This is a genomic window from Ruminococcus sp. 1001136sp1 (assembly GCF_039841815.1).
Taxonomy (GTDB): domain Bacteria; phylum Bacillota; class Clostridia; order Lachnospirales; family Lachnospiraceae; genus Blautia_A; species Blautia_A faecis.
Window position 1 is genome coordinate 80,789 of sequence record NZ_JBDPGY010000005.1, and the last position, 15,515, is coordinate 96,303.

Genomic DNA, 15,515 nt, shown 5'->3' on the forward strand with positions numbered 1-15,515 from the left:
GGAATGGATTTAAGACACATAAGAGGCAGAAGAGTCCGTTTTACTGCTACTGGTCAGGCCGTGAGCAGTGACACTGTTTTGCCCGGCAGGAGATAAATTATGCGATTTGTAATTGTTACAGGCGTTTCCGGCGCAGGTAAGTCTACTGTGCTGAAAATGCTGGAGGATGCCCACTATTTTTGTGTGGACAATCTTCCTATTCCATTGGTGGAGAAATTTGCTTCCCTGATGCTGGAAGTACATGAAGAAGGAGTCCAGAATGCGGCTCTTGGTATTGATGCCAGAAGCGGTCACTCTCTGGAAGAACTGGCACAGGTTCTGGATCATATGAAAGAAGCTGGATATGATTTTGAGATTCTTTTTATGGATGCAGAAGATTCCGTGCTGGTAAAGCGTTATAAGGAAACCAGACGCAGCCATCCGCTTGCCAGTAACGGCAGGGTAGATGACGGAATCCGTCTGGAACGCCAGAAAATGGATTTTCTTCGTAAGAGAGCTGATTATATTATTGATACCAGTCACCTTCTTACAAGGGAGCTGCGCCAGGAAATTGAGAAGATTTTTGTAAATAATGAAAAATTCTGTAATATGATGGTCACGGTTCTGTCTTTTGGATTTAAGTATGGAATTCCGGCAGATGCAGACCTGGTATTCGATGTGCGTTTTCTTCCGAATCCATATTATGAGGATGAATTACGTCCCCTTACCGGTATGGATGAGAGCGTGTTTAATTATGTAATGGATAATGAGACCGCAAGGATTTTTGCAAATAAACTGGAAGATATGGTGGAGTTCCTGATTCCTAAGTATGCACAGGAAGGTAAAACAAGCCTTGTAATTGCAGTTGGCTGCACAGGGGGCAAGCACCGTTCTGTTACCATTGCAAGGGAGTTGTACAGCCGGATTGCCAGAAATGGTGAATATGGTTTTCGATTGGAGCACAGAGATGTGGATAAAGATCGCCTATTGAAAAAATAGAAAGAGGAGATCGTGGAATGTCTTTTTCAGGGATGGTGAAAGAAGAACTTTCCAGGCATATCGGCTCCGGAAGACACTGCAGGATTGCGGAACTGGCTGCAATCTTTACTTTCTGCGGCAGCCTGGAGGCTGGAACTGATGGGAGAAAATCCCTGCGTATCCAGACAGAAAATGAGGCACTTTCAAGAAAAGGCTTTACATTATTGCAAAAAACATTTAATATAGAGACAGATGTATCAAATTCCCGGATTGACCGTTTCAGAAAGGGAAATCTTTATTGTATTTCCATTATTGATCAGTTTTTAGTAAAGGAAATACTGGATTCTGCCAAGCTGGAATTTTCGGGAGTGAGCGGAGGGATGCCACTTGTATCCAATTCTATTGTATATCAGAGGGATTGCTGCAAAAGGGCGTTTGTACGCGGTGCTTTTCTCTCGGCAGGTTCGATCAGTGATCCTCAGAAGGGATACCATTTCGAAATTGTATGTCCCAGCCAGGAGATCAGCGGGCAGCTGCAGGAAATTATTCACAGCTTTCATATAGATGCTAAGATGGTTCTGCGTAAGAAGTCTTATGTACTCTATGTGAAGGAAGGGGCGCAGATTGTAGACATGCTTGCTATTATGGAAGCAAATGTAGCTCTTATGGATCTGGAGAATATCCGTATCCTGAAAGAGATGCGCAATTCTGTGAATCGGAAGGTAAACTGTGAGACTGCTAATATAAATAAGACGGTTAATGCAGCAGTGAAGCAGATCGAGGATATCAGACTTCTTGAGGAAAAGGTGGGCCTGGAGAGTCTGAATGAAGGACTTGAAGCGATTGCCAGATTGCGGCTGCAGTATCCGGAAGCAACACTTAAAGAACTAGGATTGATGTTGAACCCACAGGTTGGAAAGTCTGGAGTAAATCACCGGCTTCGTAAATTAAGCCTGCTTGCAGATGACCTGAGGGAAAACAAGGAGGAGTTATTATGATTAAAAAACCAATCACCATTCACCTGTCCACAGGGCTTGAAGCCAGACCCGTTGCACAGCTGGTACAGGTGGCAAGTCAGTTCAACAGTGAAATCTACGTAGAAGTAGGTAAGAAGAAAGTAAATGCCAAGAGTATTATGGGTATGATGACACTGGGACTTGACGCCGGTGAGGAGATTACACTTTCTGCTAATGGTGAAGATGAAGAAGCTGCGATGAGCAGTATTGAACAGTATCTGAGCAACCAGTAAAGGCTGCCGTAAAAAGTGAGGATGGTTACCAATGTCTAAGTTTTTAAAATTTATAGTACATTTTGTTGTAATATGTACCATACTTTGTGTGGTTGCATTAGCGGTTCCTCCATTCTTTGGAGTGACGACTGAAATCAGAGACGACTCCACAGTCAAGTCAAATCTGGCAATGGGATCTGTTACATATGCAATTCCGGTTAAAACCGAAGAAGCAGCTCTGGGTACACCGATCCTTGTAAATGATGAGAATGCAGTGTATCGTTATACACTGGCCAGCGCTGATGTCGCAAATGGTACAGGTACTGCTATGGATCCAACTGTTTCTCAGGGACAGCCGATTAATGTGGCAATTGGAAGCTACCTTCCGAAAATTGTTGTAACAATTCCGTTTATCGGATATCTGATGGCAGCTACCAAGAGTATTGAGGGGCTGATTGTTCTTGGACTTACCGTTCTGTTTCTGATTATTCTTTATGTAATCGCAGAACTCTGGAAAAAAGATCAGGATGATTATGACGACTATCCGGAGGATACAGAACCAGGATACGTGAAGAGCCGTAAAGAGCTGAAGAAAGAAGAGAAGCGTAAAGAGCGTGAGTACCGTGATGAAGAGCGTGAGATCAAAGCACAGGGCAAGCGCAGCAAGAAAGAGAAGCGTAAGATCCGTACCGGTGGCTTTGTGGATGAAATCGATGAAGACGATTTTGATGTAGAGGAAGAGGAAGCGCCACAAAGAGCTGTACAGAGTGCTACAAGTGAAGCACATGAACTTCTGAAGAAAGAAGTAGCAGCAGCTACCGCAAAGGACTCCAAACCAGTCAGGAAGTCTGCTAAGCCTGCAACACAGACTAAGAAGGCAGCACCGAAGAAGAAAGCAGCTCCGGAGATTCATGAGGAAGAAGATGATAAACCAGTTGAGATCAAGAAACTGGCAATCCCAAGATATTCACCGGCGCAGCTTGCTGCGAAAGCAAAGAAAGAAGGAGATGCTCCTGACATTGTGAAGGATGAGATAACAAAGGTTACTTTGTTTGATTATTCTGATATCTTTGCTGACGAAGATGAGGACGAAGATGAATACTATGATGATGAAGATTGATTCATTATTATAATAGGAAAGAAGAGGCATTCGATGATGATGCCTCTTCTCTTTTTTTATTAAGGAAAAGACAATGACTTCGCGAGGCTTTAGAACCACTGTATTAAATAATGAAAGCTGATTGTCAGTTGCCAGCAGGAGTATAACGGACAACTATTAGAAGCACTATATAATAGGAAGAAAGAAAAAACTGGAATATACACACTCACATCTTGCAGAAAGCCTTTTTCAGATACACCCTAGATTGTATTTAAAATAATACAAAAAAACATCTGGATTTTTTGAAAAAAACACTTGCAATTTTTAAAACCTTTGTGTATACTAATAACTGCTGTGACATGATAGCAATGAAGCGCGAGGTTGCCGCCGAGTAAGGCGGGTTTTCCGTGGAGCGAATGTCAAGTTAGGAAACTGACGACAAGTCACTGTACAAGTTCAATAGCCATCTTGGGATGGGACGTGTGAGAGAATGTCCGTAGCAGGAAGATGTTTTAGGACACACACGGAGATGTGTACAGTCGCCGCTTGTCGTACTGATAGTGAGTACGAATAGGAGGAGACTTTTTTTATGGCAAATCAGGTAATGAGAATCACATTAAAAGCTTACGATCATCAGTTAGTAGATGCATCTGCTGCAAAGATCATCGACACTGTTAAGAAGAATGGTGCAACAGTTAGCGGACCGGTTCCGCTTCCAACTAAGAAGGAAGTTGTTACAATCTTAAGAGCTGTTCACAAATATAAAGATTCCAGAGAACAGTTTGAGCAGAGAACACATAAGAGACTGATTGATATCATTGCTCCGACCCAGAAGACAGTTGATGCACTGTCCAGACTGGAAATGCCTGCTGGTGTTCATATCGACATCAAGATGAAGGCAAAATAATTAATCTTGTAAATGCATAAGCATTTAGCTATTTATTATATGATTACCCGAAAGGGCAATCCGCTATAGGAGGAAGAAAGATGAAGAAAGCTATTTTAGCTACCAAAGTCGGAATGACTCAGATCTTCAACGAAGATGGAATGTTAATTCCGGTAACCGTTTTACAGGCTGGTCCATGTGTCGTAACTCAGGTTAAAACAGATGAGAACGACGGATATACAGCAGTTCAGGTTGGCTTCGGCGACATCAGAGAGAAACTGGTGAACAAACCGGAAACAGGCCACTTTGCAAAAGCAGGCGTTGCAGTTAAGAGATTCGTTAAAGAATTCCGTTTTGAGAACGCTGCTGAATATGAGGTAGGACAGGAAATTAAAGCTGATATCTTTGCAGCTGGAGATCACATCGATGCAACAGCAGTTTCAAAAGGTAAAGGCTTCCAGGGCGCAATCAAGAGACATGGACAGTCCAGAGGACCTATGGCTCACGGCTCCAAATATCATCGTCATGCAGGTTCCAATGGTGCTTGTTCTGATCCGAGCAAGGTATTCAAAGGAAAACACATGCCAGGTCATATGGGAAGCGAGCAGGTAACTGTTCAGAATCTTGAGATCGTACGCGTAGATACAGAGAATAACTTACTGTTAGTTAAAGGTGCTGTTCCAGGACCTAAGAAATCCTTGGTTACAATCAAAGAGACAGTAAAGTCCTTATAATAAGAAAGGAGGAGCACACAAATGGCAAACGTAACTGTTTATAATATGGAAGGCAATGAAGTTGGAACAATGGAGCTGAACGATGCAGTATTTGGCGTTGAAGTCAATGAGCATCTTGTTCACCTTGCTGTTGTTCGTCAGCTTGCAAATAAACGCCAGGGTACTCAGAAAGCGAAAACTCGTTCTGAAGTAAGCGGTGGCGGAAGAAAACCTTGGAGACAGAAAGGAACCGGTCATGCTAGACAGGGATCTATCCGTGCTGCACAGTGGACAGGCGGCGGAATTATTTTCGCACCAACTCCAAGAGATTATGAAGTAAAAATGAACAAAAAAGAAAGAAGAGCAGCTCTTAAATCCGCTCTGACTTCCAAAGTTCAGGACAATAAATTCGTAGTTGTTGATAGCCTTGCACTTGCTGATGCAAAGACAAAAGAAATGCAGAAGGTCCTTACAAACCTGAAAGCAGAGAAAGCTCTTATTGTAACAGCACAGGAAGACAAGAACGTAATCCTTTCTGCAAGAAATATCGAGAACGTACAGACTGTAGCTGCTAACGGCATCAACGTATATGATGTTATGAGCCACGGTACTGTAGTAGTAACTAAAGACGCTGTAGCATCCATCGAGGAGGTATACGCATAATGGCAGATATTAAATATTACGACGTGATCAAAAGACCAGTGATCACTGAAAAATCCATGGCTGCTATGGGTGAGAAGAAATATACTTTCCTTGTTCATCCGGAAGCAAACAAAGCTCAGATCAAAGAAGCAGTTGAGAAAATGTTCGATGGAACAAAAGTTAAAAGCGTAAATACCATGAATCTTGATGGTAAGAAAAAACGCCGTGGAATGGTAGTTGGAAAAACTGCTAAATCCAAAAAAGCTATCGTAGCCCTTACAGAGGACAGCAAAGACATCGAGATCTTCGAGGGTCTTTAATTAACAGATAGCAGTTTATACGCATTCAAAAGCGTGAGAACAAATTTGAAAGGAGAAAAGAAATGGGAATCAAAAGTTATAACCCATATACCCCGTCTAGAAGACATATGACTGGTTCCGACTTCTCTGAGATTACGAAAGCAACACCAGAGAAATCCCTTACCGTGTCTTTAAAGAAAAACGCTGGACGTAACAACCAGGGTAAGATCACTGTAAGACATCAGGGAGGCGGAAGCCGTAGAAAATATAGAATCATCGACTTCAAGAGAAGAAAAGATGGAATCCCGGCAGTAGTTAAATCTGTTGAGTATGATCCGAACAGAACAGCAAACATCGCACTTATCTGCTATGCAGATGGCGAGAAAGCATACATTCTTGCTCCGGAAGGACTTAAAGTTGGACAGAAAGTTATGAACGGACCGGAAGCTGAAATCCGTGTAGGTAACTGCTTACCGTTAGAGCTTATCCCGGTTGGTACTATGGTTCATAACATTGAGCTTCACCCAGGAAAGGGCGGACAGATGGTTCGTTCCGCTGGTAATGGTGCTCAGCTTATGGCTAAAGAAGGCAAATACGCTACACTTCGTCTCCCATCTGGTGAGATGAGAATGGTTCCGATCATCTGCCGTGCTACAGTAGGTATTATCGGAAATGGTGATCACAACCTGATCAACATCGGTAAAGCTGGTCGTAAGCGTCACATGGGAATCAGACCTACAGTTCGCGGTTCTGTTATGAACCCGAATGACCATCCACATGGTGGTGGAGAGGGCCGCGCTCCGGTTGGACGTCCAGGTCCGTGTACACCTTGGGGCAAACCTGCTCTTGGTCTGAAGACAAGAAAGAAAAACAAAGCGTCCAACAAGCTCATCGTAAGAAGACGCGATGGAAAAGCTTTAAGCAAATAATAAGGAGGATTAAGAATGTCTCGTTCACTGAAAAAAGGACCTTTTGCAGATCAGAGCTTACTTAAAAAAGTAGATGCATTAAACGCTGCAAATGATAAATCCGTAATCAAAACTTGGTCACGCCGTTCCACAATCTTCCCGTCTTTTGTTGGACATACAATCGCTGTCCATGACGGAAGAAAACATGTGCCGGTATATATTACTGAGGATATGGTTGGTCACAAACTTGGTGAGTTTGTTGCTACCAGAACCTACAGAGGACACGGAAAAGACGAAAAGAAATCCGGTGTTCGCTAGTTAGTACTTTTCACCAGGCTGCCTGATCGCAAGAAGCGGTCCGGGCAACCCAGGTGTTTACCTGAATATTGAATATGACGAAAGGAGGCACTTTAAAATGGCAAAAGGACATAGAAGCCAGATTAAGAGAGCCAGAAATGAGAATAATAGAGAGACAAGACCGTCTGCAAAATTATCTTATGCAAGAATTTCTGTTCAGAAAGCCTGCTACGTTTTAGATGCAATCCGTGGCAAAGATGTGCAGACAGCACTTGGTATCCTGACATACAACCCAAGATACGCTTCCAGCGTAATCAAAAAGTTACTGGAATCAGCTATTGCTAACGCTGAGAACAATAACGGAATGAACGCAGACAATCTCGTCGTTGCAGCCTGCTATGCAAATAAAGGACCTACAATGAAGAGAATCCAGCCAAGAGCACAGGGTAGAGCTTACAGAATCGAGAAGAGAACAAGCCATATTACCATCGTGCTGGATGAGAAATAAGGAGGATAGACATGGGACAGAAAGTTAACCCACATGGCCTTAGAGTCGGTGTTATCAAGGATTGGGATTCAAGATGGTATGCAGAGAGCGATTTCGCAGACTATCTGGTAGAGGACTACAACATCAGAACATTCCTCAAAAAGAAATTATACAGCGCAGGTGTTTCCAAGATCGAGATCGAGAGAGCATCTGACAGAGTCAAAGTTATCATTTACACAGCTAAACCTGGTATCGTAATCGGTAAAGGCGGCGCTGAGATCGAGAAAGTTAAAGCTGAACTTGCTAAATACACAGACAAGAAGCTTATCGTTGATATCAAAGAAGTTAAGAGACCAGACAGAGACGCTCAGCTCGTTGCAGAGAACATCGCTCTTCAGCTGGAGAACCGTATCTCCTTCAGACGTGCTATGAAATCTACAATGCAGCGTACCATGAAATCTGGAGCAAAGGGAATCAAAACATCCGTATCCGGACGTCTTGGTGGAGCTGATATGGCTCGTACAGAGTTCTACAGCGATGGAACTATTCCGCTTCAGACACTTCGTGCAGACATCGATTATGGTTTCGCAGAAGCAGACACCACATATGGCAAAGTTGGTGTAAAGGCATGGATCTACAATGGTGAGATTCTTCCAACTAAAGGAACTAAGGAAGGGAGCGATAAATAATGTTAATGCCAAAAAGAGTTAAACGTCGTAAACAATTCCGTGGCTCCATGAGAGGAAAAGCCCTTAGAGGTAATCAGATCAATTATGGTGAATTCGGTCTTGTTGCTACCGAGCCTTGCTGGATCAGATCTAATCAGATCGAGGCAGCCCGTGTTGCTATGACCCGTTATATCAAACGTGGTGGTAAGGTTTGGATCAAGATTTTCCCAGATAAACCAGTAACAGCAAAACCAGCAGAAACTCGTATGGGTTCCGGAAAAGGTGCCCTGGAATACTGGGTAGCAGTTGTTAAACCAGGACGTGTTATGTTTGAGATCGCAGGCGTTTCTGAAGAAATCGCTCGTGAGGCATTACGTCTTGCAATGCACAAGTTACCATGTAAATGCAAAATAGTTTCTCGTGCAGAGTTAGAAGGCGGTGATAACAGTGAAAATTAATAAATTCGTAGAAGATTTACAGGCAAAATCAGCTGCAGAATTAAACGAAGAATTAGTAGCTGCTAAGAAAGAACTTTTCAATCTGAGATTTCAGAATGCAACCAATCAATTAGACAATACAGGACGAATCAAAGAGGTTCGCAGAAATATTGCCAGAATCCAGACAGTGATCACTGCGAAAGCTAACGCTTCCAAATAGTGAATTTAGGAGGACATAATCGTGGAAAGAAATCTGAGAAAAACCCGCGTGGGTAAGGTTGTCAGCAATAAGATGGATAAGACCATCGTAGTTGCAATTGAAGACCATGTAAAACATCCTCTTTACAAGAAAATCGTGAAGAGAACATATAAATTAAAAGCTCATGACGAAAACAATGAGTGCAACATCGGTGATACCGTAAAAGTTATGGAGACCAGACCGCTGTCCAAAGACAAGAGATGGAGACTGGTTGAAGTAGTAGAGAGAGTTAAATAAGGAGGATAACCAGTATGATTCAGCAGGAAACAAGACTGAAAGTTGCCGACAACACTGGTGCAAAAGAAATCCTTTGTATCCGTGTTATGGGTGGCTCTACAAGAAGATATGCAAACATCGGCGATACAATCGTTGCTACTGTTAAAGATGCAACACCAGGCGGCGTTGTTAAAAAAGGTGACGTAGTAAAGGCTGTTGTAGTTAGATCCAAAAAAGGCGCTCGTCGTAAAGACGGATCCTATATCCGTTTCGATGAAAATGCTGCCGTAATCATTAAAGACGACTTAACTCCGAGAGGAACACGTATCTTTGGACCAGTTGCCAGAGAGCTTCGTGAGAAAAAATTCATGAAGATCGTTTCCTTAGCTCCGGAAGTATTATAGGAGGGTGCCTAATGTCAGCTATGAAGATTAAAAAAGGTGATACTGTTACAGTAATCGCTGGTAAAGATAAAGGCAAAGAAGGCAAAGTCCTTGCCGTTAACGTAAAAGACAATACCGTATTAGTAGAGAACGTTAATATGGTTACAAAACACACCAAACCATCAGCTGCAAACCAGAATGGTGGAATCATCACAAAAGAAGCTCCGCTTCACATCTCCAACGTAATGCTTATGGCAGATGGAAAAGCAACAAGAGTTGGCTTTAAGATGGATGGTGACAAAAAAGTCCGCGTTGCCAAAGCAACAGGTAAGGTTATCGATTAATTGAGAGAGGAGGCAGACATAAGTGAGTAGATTAAAAGAACTTTATACTAATGAGATCATGGATGCCATGACCAAAAAATTCGGATATAAAAACGTTATGCAAGTGCCAAAACTCGACAAGATCGTAATTAACATGGGTGTTGGTGAAGCAAAAGAGAACGCTAAGCTTCTTGATGCAGCTATTGCAGATATGGAGCTGATCACAGGACAGAAAGCTATCGCAACAAAAGCTAAAAAATCTGTTGCTAACTTCAAAATCAGAGAGGGAATGCCGATCGGATGTAAAGTAACATTAAGAGGCGAGAAGATGTATGAGTTCGCTGATCGTCTGATCAACCTGGCACTTCCACGTGTACGTGACTTCCGTGGCGTTAATCCTAACGCATTCGATGGAAGAGGAAACTACGCTCTTGGTATCAAAGAGCAGCTTATCTTCCCAGAAGTTGAGTACGATAAAGTTGACAAAGTAAGAGGTATGGACATTATCTTCGTTACAACAGCAAATACTGATGAGGAAGCTCGTGAGTTACTGAAGCTGTTCAACATGCCTTTTGCGAAATAAGTAGAGGAACATTCCAAAGTTGACCGCCGGCTCCTTGCCGGGGTCAGCAGATCTGATATAGGAGGAACGATTCATGGCTAAGACAGCAATGAAAATCAAACAGCAGCGTCCAGCTAAATTTTCTACAAGAGAATATAGCCGTTGCAGAATTTGTGGACGTCCACATGCATATTTAAGAAAATACGGAATCTGCAGAATCTGCTTCCGTGAGTTAGCTTACAAAGGACAGATCCCGGGAGTTAAGAAAGCTTCCTGGTAAGCCGAAGCTGAAAGTCGCTTAATGAATGTAAGCCGTAAGGCGAACATGAATTTCGTGCAAAGTCCATCCCGAACCTTAACGAGTGCAAGCCGCAAGGTGCAGTACCAGTTCAGCACGGGATGATGTTACACAGGTAACACGTAAATTTATATAAATATACTATGACATGTAAAGTCTGAATATGAGGAGGAAACTAACATGACAATGAGCGATCCAATCGCAGACATGCTTACAAGAATTCGTAATGCAAACACTGCAAAACACGACACAGTAGATGTACCAGCATCCAAGATGAAAATTGCAATTGCAAACATCCTTGTTGATGAGGGATACATTGCAAAATACGATTTAGTTGAAGATGGTGTTGCTAAAAACATCCATATCACACTGAAATATGGCGAAGACAAAAACGAGAAGATCATCACAGGTTTAAAGAGAATCTCTAAACCGGGTCTTCGTGTTTATGCTGGTAAGGAAGAGCTTCCGAAGGTTCTTGGAGGACTTGGAATCGCAATCCTTTCCACTAATAAAGGTGTTATCACCGATAAAGAAGCTCGTAAACTTCAGGTAGGCGGCGAGGTTCTTGCATTTGTATGGTAAGCTTCGGCTCCATTCATTCAAGAAGTAGACGAAACACTGAAAACAGAGAGGTTGCGAAAACCTCTCCGATAATCTAAGTAAGGAGGACACATAGTATGTCACGTATCGGTAGACTTCCGGTTGCTATTCCGGCAGGAGTTGAAGTATCTGTTGCAGAAGGAAACGTAGTAACCGTAAAAGGACCAAAAGGAACACTTGAGAGAGCGCTTCCAACAGAGATGGAAATCAAAGTTGAAGATGGTCATGTAGTTGTTGCAAGACCAAACGACTTAAAGAAAATGAAATCCCTTCACGGCTTAACAAGAAGCCTTATCCACAACATGGTTGTTGGTGTAAGCGAAGGATACACCAAGACTCTTGAAGTTAACGGTGTTGGTTACAGAGCCGCTAAGCAGGGCAAGAAGCTTACTTTAAACCTTGGATATTCTCACCCGGTAGAAATGGAAGATCCGGAAGGTATTGAGACCAAAGTAGACGGTAACAAGATTATCGTTTCCGGTATCAGCAAGGAAAAAGTTGGACAGTTTGCAGCTGAGATCAGAGATAAGAGAAGACCTGAGCCATATAAGGGTAAAGGTATTAAGTATGATACTGAGGTTATCAGACGCAAAGTTGGTAAGACTGGTAAGAAATAATTAAGGAGAGTGAGAAAATGGTTAATAAAGCATCTAGAGCGGAAATTCGCGAGAAAAAGCATAGAAGATTACGTCATCATTTAAATGGCACTGCAACAACTCCGCGTCTTGCAGTATTTCGTTCCAATAAACACATGTATGCACAGATTATCGATGACACCGTTGGAAAGACTTTAGTATCTGCTTCTACTCTTCAGAAAGACGTAAAAGCACAGCTTGAGAACACCGACGATGTTGCAGCAGCAGCATATCTTGGCACTGTAATCGGTAAGAAGGCAGTGGAAGCCGGCATCGAGGAAGTTGTTTTTGACAGAGGTGGATACATTTACCACGGTAAAGTAAAAGCACTGGCAGACGCAGCAAGAGAAGCTGGACTGAAATTCTAATAAGGAGGAGCGAAACACATGAAACGTAATCTTATTGATGCTAGTCAGTTAGAGTTAGAAGATAAAGTAGTATCAATCAAGCGTGTTACCAAGGTTGTTAAAGGTGGTCGTAACTTCCGTTTCACAGCTTTAGTTGTTGTAGGTGACGGCAATGGACACGTTGGTGCAGGACTTGGAAAGGCAGCCGAGATTCCGGAAGCAATCCGCAAAGGAAAAGAGGATGCTATTAAGAAATTAGTAACCGTAGCAAGAGATGAGAATGGTTCCATTACACATGACTTCGTAGGTTCTTACGGAAGCGCTTCCATGCTTCTTAAGAGAGCTCCGGAAGGTACTGGAGTTATCGCCGGCGGCCCGGCTCGTGCCGTTATCGAGTTAGCTGGTATCAAAAACATCCGTACAAAATGTATGGGATCCAGAAATAAGCAGAATGTTGTTCTTGCAACCATCGAAGGCTTAAGACAGTTAAAAACTCCGGAAGAAGTTGCAAAACTTCGTGGAAAATCTGTTGATGAGATTCTGGCTTAAGGAGGAATATTAAAATGGCAAATACATTAAAAGTTACTTTAGTAAAATCTCCGATTGGCGCAGTTCCGAAGCACAAACTTACTGTTAAAGCAATGGGTCTTACCAAAATGCACAAAACAGTTGAGATGCCAGACAATGCGGCAACAAGAGGAATGATTCAGCAGGTACAGCACCTGGTAAAAGTAGAAGAAGCATAATTACAAAAAGGAGGTGCCATAATGGAATTATCAAACTTAAGACCAGCTGAGGGTTCTAAGCACAGCGATAACTTCAGAAGAGGCCGTGGACATGGTTCTGGAAACGGCAAAACAGCCGGTAAAGGCCATAAAGGACAGTTAGCACGTTCCGGACACAAGAAACCGGGATTTGAAGGTGGACAGATGCCTTTATACAGACGTCTGCCTAAGAGAGGATTCACAAACAGAAACTCTAAAGAGATCATTGCAATCAACGTTGATGTTCTGAACCGTTTTGAGGATGGTGCAGAGGTTACAGTTGAGAGCTTACTTGCAAGCAGTGCAATTTCCAAAGCTGGTGACGGCGTTAAAATCCTTGGAAACGGCGAGCTTACCAAGAAGCTTACAGTTAAAGTAAATGCTGTAAGTGAGACTGCAAAGTCTAAAATCGAAGCTGCAGGTGGTACAGTAGAGCTGATCTAATAGAGGTGATCAAATGTTTGAAACTCTCAAAAACGTTTTCAGAGTAAAAGAGATGAGACGTAAACTCCTCTATGTATTATGGATGATTCTTGTCATCCGTATCGGATCACAGCTTCCTGTTCCGGGAGTAGATAGCGATTTCTTTAAAGAGTGGTTTGCTAAAAACACTGGTGACGCATTCAATTTCTTTGATGCGTTCACTGGTGGCTCATTTACCCAGATGTCAATCTTTGCATTGAACATCACGCCATACATTACATCATCCATTATCATGCAGCTTCTCACAATTGCTATTCCGGCTCTGGAGGAGATGCAGAGAGATGGAGAAGAGGGCAGAAAGAAAATTACTGCCATTACCCGTTATGTAACTGTTGGTCTTGCGTTGTTTGAGTCTGTGGCAATGGCAATCGGTTTTGGTCGCCAGGGTCTGATCCCGAACATGAACTTCTTTAAAGGCTTAACTGTAGTTGCTTGCCTCACAGCTGGTTCTGCCATGCTGATGTGGATCGGTGAGCGTATTACTGAGAAGGGTGTTGGAAATGGTATTTCCATCGTCCTGACCATTAACATCGTTTCCCGTGTTCCAAGTGACTTATCTCTTCTTTATGAGAACTTCATCAAAGGAAAAACAATTGCAAAAGGACTGCTTGCAGGGGTTATCATTGTTGCAATAATCGTTGTCATGGTGGTATTTGTACTGATCCTTAACGGTGCAGAGAGAAGAATTCCTGTTCAGTATTCCAGAAAAATGGTCGGCAGAAAGCTGATGGGTGGTCAGACTACCAATATACCGCTGAAAGTTAACACCGCTGGTGTTATTCCGGTTATCTTTGCTTCCTCAATTATGTCTTTCCCAGGCGTAATCGCACAGCTTGCAGGAAAAGCTAATGGAACCGGCATCGGCAGTGAGATTATTCGAGGATTATCATCCAATAACTGGTGTAATCCAAGTCAGCCAAAGTATAGCTGGGGACTGCTTCTGTATATTGTACTTTGCGTATTCTTTGCATATTTCTACACTTCCATCACATTCAACCCGCTGGAAGTTGCAGACAATATCAAAAAGCAGGGTGGTTTCATTCCTGGTATCCGTCCAGGAAAACCAACGTCAGACTATTTGACTAAAATCTTAAATTATATTATATTTATAGGTGCAGTAGGCCTGATTATCGTTGCGGTTATTCCGTTCTTCTTCAATGGAGTATTCGGTGCAAACGTATCCTTCGGTGGTACTTCCATCATCATTATTGTTGGAGTTATCCTGGAGACTGTGAAACAGATTGAATCACAGATGCTTGTCCGCAATTACAAAGGCTTCCTGAACAACTAAAAGAATAAAGGTTGTGGTGCTTATATGCGTCACAGCCTTAATTCGTAGTATGAGAAAATGGAGGGCTTTTTATGAGAATTATCATGTTAGGTGCACCAGGTGCAGGAAAAGGAACCCAGGCTAAGAAAATTGCTGAGAAATATGGTATTCCCCATATCTCTACAGGCGATATTTTCCGTGCCAATATCAAAAATGGCACAGAACTTGGGAAAAAAGCAAAAACTTATATGGACCAGGGACTGCTTGTACCGGATGAACTTACCTGCGACCTTGTTGTGGACAGAATCCAGCAGCCGGATGCCAAGAACGGCTATGTTCTGGACGGTTTTCCAAGAACAATCCCACAGGCTGAATGCCTTACCGATGCTTTAAGCAAGCTGGGAAGCAAGATTGATTATGCTATTGATGTTGATGTTCCGGATGAGAATATCGTGAACCGTATGGGTGGAAGACGCGCATGCGTAAAATGTGGTGCAACCTACCACGTTGTATTTGCAGCTCCGAAGACAGAGGGGGTTTGCGATACATGCGGTGAGGATCTTGTGCTTCGTGACGATGACAAGCCGGAGACTGTACAGAAGCGTCTGAATGTATATCATGAGCAGACTCAGCCGCTTATCGACTACTATACTGGTCAGGGCGTACTGAAAACTGTAGATGGCACCAAGAACCTGGATGAGGTATTTGGTGATATTGTGAAGATCCTTGGCGAATAGAATAGAGGATAAGAAGT

27 protein-coding genes are annotated in these 15,515 nt (G+C 42.8%); all 27 read left to right on the forward strand.

The features are described from left to right. Positions 1-99: 99 nt before the first annotated feature. The 27 genes from rapZ (at position 100) to ABHC48_RS05940 (ending at position 15,498) form a co-directional block, all read left to right on the forward strand. Positions 100-978, forward strand: a complete 879-nt coding sequence (gene rapZ / locus ABHC48_RS05810) for an RNase adapter RapZ (protein ID WP_118581226.1) — start codon at positions 100-102, stop codon at positions 976-978. 17 nt (positions 979-995) lie between these two features. Beyond that, complete coding sequence (whiA, locus tag ABHC48_RS05815) at positions 996-1,955, forward strand: DNA-binding protein WhiA (protein ID WP_195699045.1); 960 nt, start codon at positions 996-998, stop codon at positions 1,953-1,955. After that, entirely contained in the window at positions 1,952-2,206 is a 255-nt protein-coding gene (locus ABHC48_RS05820) for an HPr family phosphocarrier protein (protein ID WP_118581220.1), read from the forward strand. The genes whiA and ABHC48_RS05820 overlap by 4 nt, the downstream gene beginning before the upstream one ends. Before the next feature lie 31 nt (positions 2,207-2,237). Continuing rightward, positions 2,238-3,305, forward strand: a complete 1,068-nt coding sequence (locus ABHC48_RS05825; protein ID WP_195699044.1) for a hypothetical protein — start codon at positions 2,238-2,240, stop codon at positions 3,303-3,305. Between the two features lie 568 nt (positions 3,306-3,873). After that, positions 3,874-4,191 carry a 30S ribosomal protein S10 gene (gene rpsJ, locus ABHC48_RS05830; protein WP_117852518.1) on the forward strand — a complete coding sequence of 106 codons (318 nt, stop codon included), beginning with the start codon at positions 3,874-3,876 and terminating at the stop codon, positions 4,189-4,191. 80 nt (positions 4,192-4,271) lie between these two features. Then, positions 4,272-4,904 carry a 50S ribosomal protein L3 gene (gene rplC / locus ABHC48_RS05835; protein ID WP_117852520.1) on the forward strand — a complete coding sequence of 211 codons (633 nt, stop codon included), beginning with the start codon at positions 4,272-4,274 and terminating at the stop codon, positions 4,902-4,904. A gap of 21 nt (positions 4,905-4,925) precedes the next feature. After that, on the forward strand, positions 4,926-5,546 hold the full coding sequence (gene rplD, locus ABHC48_RS05840) for a 50S ribosomal protein L4 (protein ID WP_118581214.1): 621 nt from the start codon (positions 4,926-4,928) through the stop codon (positions 5,544-5,546). Next, positions 5,546-5,845 carry a 50S ribosomal protein L23 gene (gene rplW, locus ABHC48_RS05845; RefSeq protein ID WP_117852524.1) on the forward strand — a complete coding sequence of 100 codons (300 nt, stop codon included), beginning with the start codon at positions 5,546-5,548 and terminating at the stop codon, positions 5,843-5,845. The genes rplD and rplW overlap by 1 nt, the downstream gene beginning before the upstream one ends. A 62-nt stretch (positions 5,846-5,907) precedes the next feature. After that, positions 5,908-6,753: a 50S ribosomal protein L2 gene (rplB, locus tag ABHC48_RS05850; protein WP_118581211.1), complete on the forward strand. Its 846-nt coding sequence runs from the start codon at positions 5,908-5,910 to the stop codon at positions 6,751-6,753. A 15-nt stretch (positions 6,754-6,768) separates the two neighbouring features. Further along, positions 6,769-7,050, forward strand: coding sequence for a 30S ribosomal protein S19 (rpsS, locus tag ABHC48_RS05855; protein ID WP_015526921.1), 282 nt, complete (start codon positions 6,769-6,771; stop codon positions 7,048-7,050). A 97-nt stretch (positions 7,051-7,147) separates the two neighbouring features. Further along, a complete protein-coding gene (gene rplV / locus ABHC48_RS05860; protein WP_117852663.1) occupies positions 7,148-7,537 on the forward strand; it encodes a 50S ribosomal protein L22 in 390 nt (129 codons plus the stop codon). A gap of 11 nt (positions 7,538-7,548) precedes the next feature. Next, on the forward strand, positions 7,549-8,205 hold the full coding sequence (gene rpsC / locus ABHC48_RS05865; protein WP_117852529.1) for a 30S ribosomal protein S3: 657 nt from the start codon (positions 7,549-7,551) through the stop codon (positions 8,203-8,205). Next, positions 8,205-8,642, forward strand: coding sequence for a 50S ribosomal protein L16 (gene rplP / locus ABHC48_RS05870; protein ID WP_117852531.1), 438 nt, complete (start codon positions 8,205-8,207; stop codon positions 8,640-8,642). The genes rpsC and rplP overlap by 1 nt, the downstream gene beginning before the upstream one ends. Then, positions 8,632-8,841 (forward strand): 50S ribosomal protein L29, encoded by a 210-nt coding sequence (rpmC, locus tag ABHC48_RS05875; protein ID WP_118581208.1) that lies wholly within the window; start codon positions 8,632-8,634, stop codon positions 8,839-8,841. The genes rplP and rpmC overlap by 11 nt, the downstream gene beginning before the upstream one ends. 18 nt (positions 8,842-8,859) lie before the next feature. Continuing rightward, the gene (gene rpsQ / locus ABHC48_RS05880; protein ID WP_117852536.1) at positions 8,860-9,117 is read left to right on the forward strand and encodes a 30S ribosomal protein S17; all 258 of its coding nucleotides are present in this window, start codon (positions 8,860-8,862) and stop codon (positions 9,115-9,117) included. Positions 9,118-9,131: 14 nt separating this feature from the next. Continuing rightward, positions 9,132-9,500 carry a 50S ribosomal protein L14 gene (rplN, locus tag ABHC48_RS05885; protein ID WP_022067326.1) on the forward strand — a complete coding sequence of 123 codons (369 nt, stop codon included), beginning with the start codon at positions 9,132-9,134 and terminating at the stop codon, positions 9,498-9,500. A gap of 11 nt (positions 9,501-9,511) precedes the next feature. Continuing rightward, positions 9,512-9,823 carry a 50S ribosomal protein L24 gene (rplX, locus tag ABHC48_RS05890; RefSeq protein ID WP_118581205.1) on the forward strand — a complete coding sequence of 104 codons (312 nt, stop codon included), beginning with the start codon at positions 9,512-9,514 and terminating at the stop codon, positions 9,821-9,823. 22 nt (positions 9,824-9,845) lie between these two features. Next, a complete protein-coding gene (rplE, locus tag ABHC48_RS05895) occupies positions 9,846-10,385 on the forward strand; it encodes a 50S ribosomal protein L5 (RefSeq protein ID WP_118581202.1) in 540 nt (179 codons plus the stop codon). Between the two features lie 73 nt (positions 10,386-10,458). After that, positions 10,459-10,644 carry a type Z 30S ribosomal protein S14 gene (locus tag ABHC48_RS05900; RefSeq protein WP_117852543.1) on the forward strand — a complete coding sequence of 62 codons (186 nt, stop codon included), beginning with the start codon at positions 10,459-10,461 and terminating at the stop codon, positions 10,642-10,644. A gap of 198 nt (positions 10,645-10,842) precedes the next feature. After that, positions 10,843-11,244: a 30S ribosomal protein S8 gene (rpsH, locus tag ABHC48_RS05905; protein WP_118581199.1), complete on the forward strand. Its 402-nt coding sequence runs from the start codon at positions 10,843-10,845 to the stop codon at positions 11,242-11,244. A 95-nt stretch (positions 11,245-11,339) separates the two neighbouring features. Next, the gene (rplF, locus tag ABHC48_RS05910; protein WP_118581196.1) at positions 11,340-11,879 is read left to right on the forward strand and encodes a 50S ribosomal protein L6; all 540 of its coding nucleotides are present in this window, start codon (positions 11,340-11,342) and stop codon (positions 11,877-11,879) included. Positions 11,880-11,896: 17 nt separating this feature from the next. After that, positions 11,897-12,265: a 50S ribosomal protein L18 gene (gene rplR / locus ABHC48_RS05915; RefSeq protein WP_118581193.1), complete on the forward strand. Its 369-nt coding sequence runs from the start codon at positions 11,897-11,899 to the stop codon at positions 12,263-12,265. Positions 12,266-12,283: 18 nt separating this feature from the next. Further along, entirely contained in the window at positions 12,284-12,793 is a 510-nt protein-coding gene (rpsE, locus tag ABHC48_RS05920; protein ID WP_117852552.1) for a 30S ribosomal protein S5, read from the forward strand. A 14-nt stretch (positions 12,794-12,807) separates the two neighbouring features. Then, complete coding sequence (rpmD, locus tag ABHC48_RS05925) at positions 12,808-12,990, forward strand: 50S ribosomal protein L30 (protein WP_117852555.1); 183 nt, start codon at positions 12,808-12,810, stop codon at positions 12,988-12,990. 21 nt (positions 12,991-13,011) lie between these two features. Further along, a complete protein-coding gene (gene rplO, locus ABHC48_RS05930) occupies positions 13,012-13,452 on the forward strand; it encodes a 50S ribosomal protein L15 (protein WP_118581190.1) in 441 nt (146 codons plus the stop codon). A 13-nt stretch (positions 13,453-13,465) separates the two neighbouring features. Further along, positions 13,466-14,782, forward strand: a complete 1,317-nt coding sequence (secY, locus tag ABHC48_RS05935; protein WP_195699043.1) for a preprotein translocase subunit SecY — start codon at positions 13,466-13,468, stop codon at positions 14,780-14,782. A gap of 71 nt (positions 14,783-14,853) precedes the next feature. After that, the gene (locus ABHC48_RS05940) at positions 14,854-15,498 is read left to right on the forward strand and encodes an adenylate kinase (protein ID WP_118581187.1); all 645 of its coding nucleotides are present in this window, start codon (positions 14,854-14,856) and stop codon (positions 15,496-15,498) included. Positions 15,499-15,515: the final 17 nt, after the last annotated feature.

Coding starts and splice junctions, on each gene's coding strand:
- rapZ (WP_118581226.1), top strand. CDS start 100: ATGCGATTTGTAATTGTTACAGGCGTTTCCGGCGCAGGTAAGTCTACT.
- whiA (WP_195699045.1), top strand. CDS start 996: ATGTCTTTTTCAGGGATGGTGAAAGAAGAACTTTCCAGGCATATCGGC.
- ABHC48_RS05820 (WP_118581220.1), top strand. CDS start 1,952: ATGATTAAAAAACCAATCACCATTCACCTGTCCACAGGGCTTGAAGCC.
- ABHC48_RS05825 (WP_195699044.1), top strand. CDS start 2,238: ATGTCTAAGTTTTTAAAATTTATAGTACATTTTGTTGTAATATGTACC.
- rpsJ (WP_117852518.1), top strand. CDS start 3,874: ATGGCAAATCAGGTAATGAGAATCACATTAAAAGCTTACGATCATCAG.
- rplC (WP_117852520.1), top strand. CDS start 4,272: ATGAAGAAAGCTATTTTAGCTACCAAAGTCGGAATGACTCAGATCTTC.
- rplD (WP_118581214.1), top strand. CDS start 4,926: ATGGCAAACGTAACTGTTTATAATATGGAAGGCAATGAAGTTGGAACA.
- rplW (WP_117852524.1), top strand. CDS start 5,546: ATGGCAGATATTAAATATTACGACGTGATCAAAAGACCAGTGATCACT.
- rplB (WP_118581211.1), top strand. CDS start 5,908: ATGGGAATCAAAAGTTATAACCCATATACCCCGTCTAGAAGACATATG.
- rpsS (WP_015526921.1), top strand. CDS start 6,769: ATGTCTCGTTCACTGAAAAAAGGACCTTTTGCAGATCAGAGCTTACTT.
- rplV (WP_117852663.1), top strand. CDS start 7,148: ATGGCAAAAGGACATAGAAGCCAGATTAAGAGAGCCAGAAATGAGAAT.
- rpsC (WP_117852529.1), top strand. CDS start 7,549: ATGGGACAGAAAGTTAACCCACATGGCCTTAGAGTCGGTGTTATCAAG.
- rplP (WP_117852531.1), top strand. CDS start 8,205: ATGTTAATGCCAAAAAGAGTTAAACGTCGTAAACAATTCCGTGGCTCC.
- rplN (WP_022067326.1), top strand. CDS start 9,132: ATGATTCAGCAGGAAACAAGACTGAAAGTTGCCGACAACACTGGTGCA.
- rplX (WP_118581205.1), top strand. CDS start 9,512: ATGTCAGCTATGAAGATTAAAAAAGGTGATACTGTTACAGTAATCGCT.
- ABHC48_RS05900 (WP_117852543.1), top strand. CDS start 10,459: ATGGCTAAGACAGCAATGAAAATCAAACAGCAGCGTCCAGCTAAATTT.
- rpsH (WP_118581199.1), top strand. CDS start 10,843: ATGACAATGAGCGATCCAATCGCAGACATGCTTACAAGAATTCGTAAT.
- rplF (WP_118581196.1), top strand. CDS start 11,340: ATGTCACGTATCGGTAGACTTCCGGTTGCTATTCCGGCAGGAGTTGAA.
- rplR (WP_118581193.1), top strand. CDS start 11,897: ATGGTTAATAAAGCATCTAGAGCGGAAATTCGCGAGAAAAAGCATAGA.
- rpsE (WP_117852552.1), top strand. CDS start 12,284: ATGAAACGTAATCTTATTGATGCTAGTCAGTTAGAGTTAGAAGATAAA.
- rpmD (WP_117852555.1), top strand. CDS start 12,808: ATGGCAAATACATTAAAAGTTACTTTAGTAAAATCTCCGATTGGCGCA.
- rplO (WP_118581190.1), top strand. CDS start 13,012: ATGGAATTATCAAACTTAAGACCAGCTGAGGGTTCTAAGCACAGCGAT.
- secY (WP_195699043.1), top strand. CDS start 13,466: ATGTTTGAAACTCTCAAAAACGTTTTCAGAGTAAAAGAGATGAGACGT.
- ABHC48_RS05940 (WP_118581187.1), top strand. CDS start 14,854: ATGAGAATTATCATGTTAGGTGCACCAGGTGCAGGAAAAGGAACCCAG.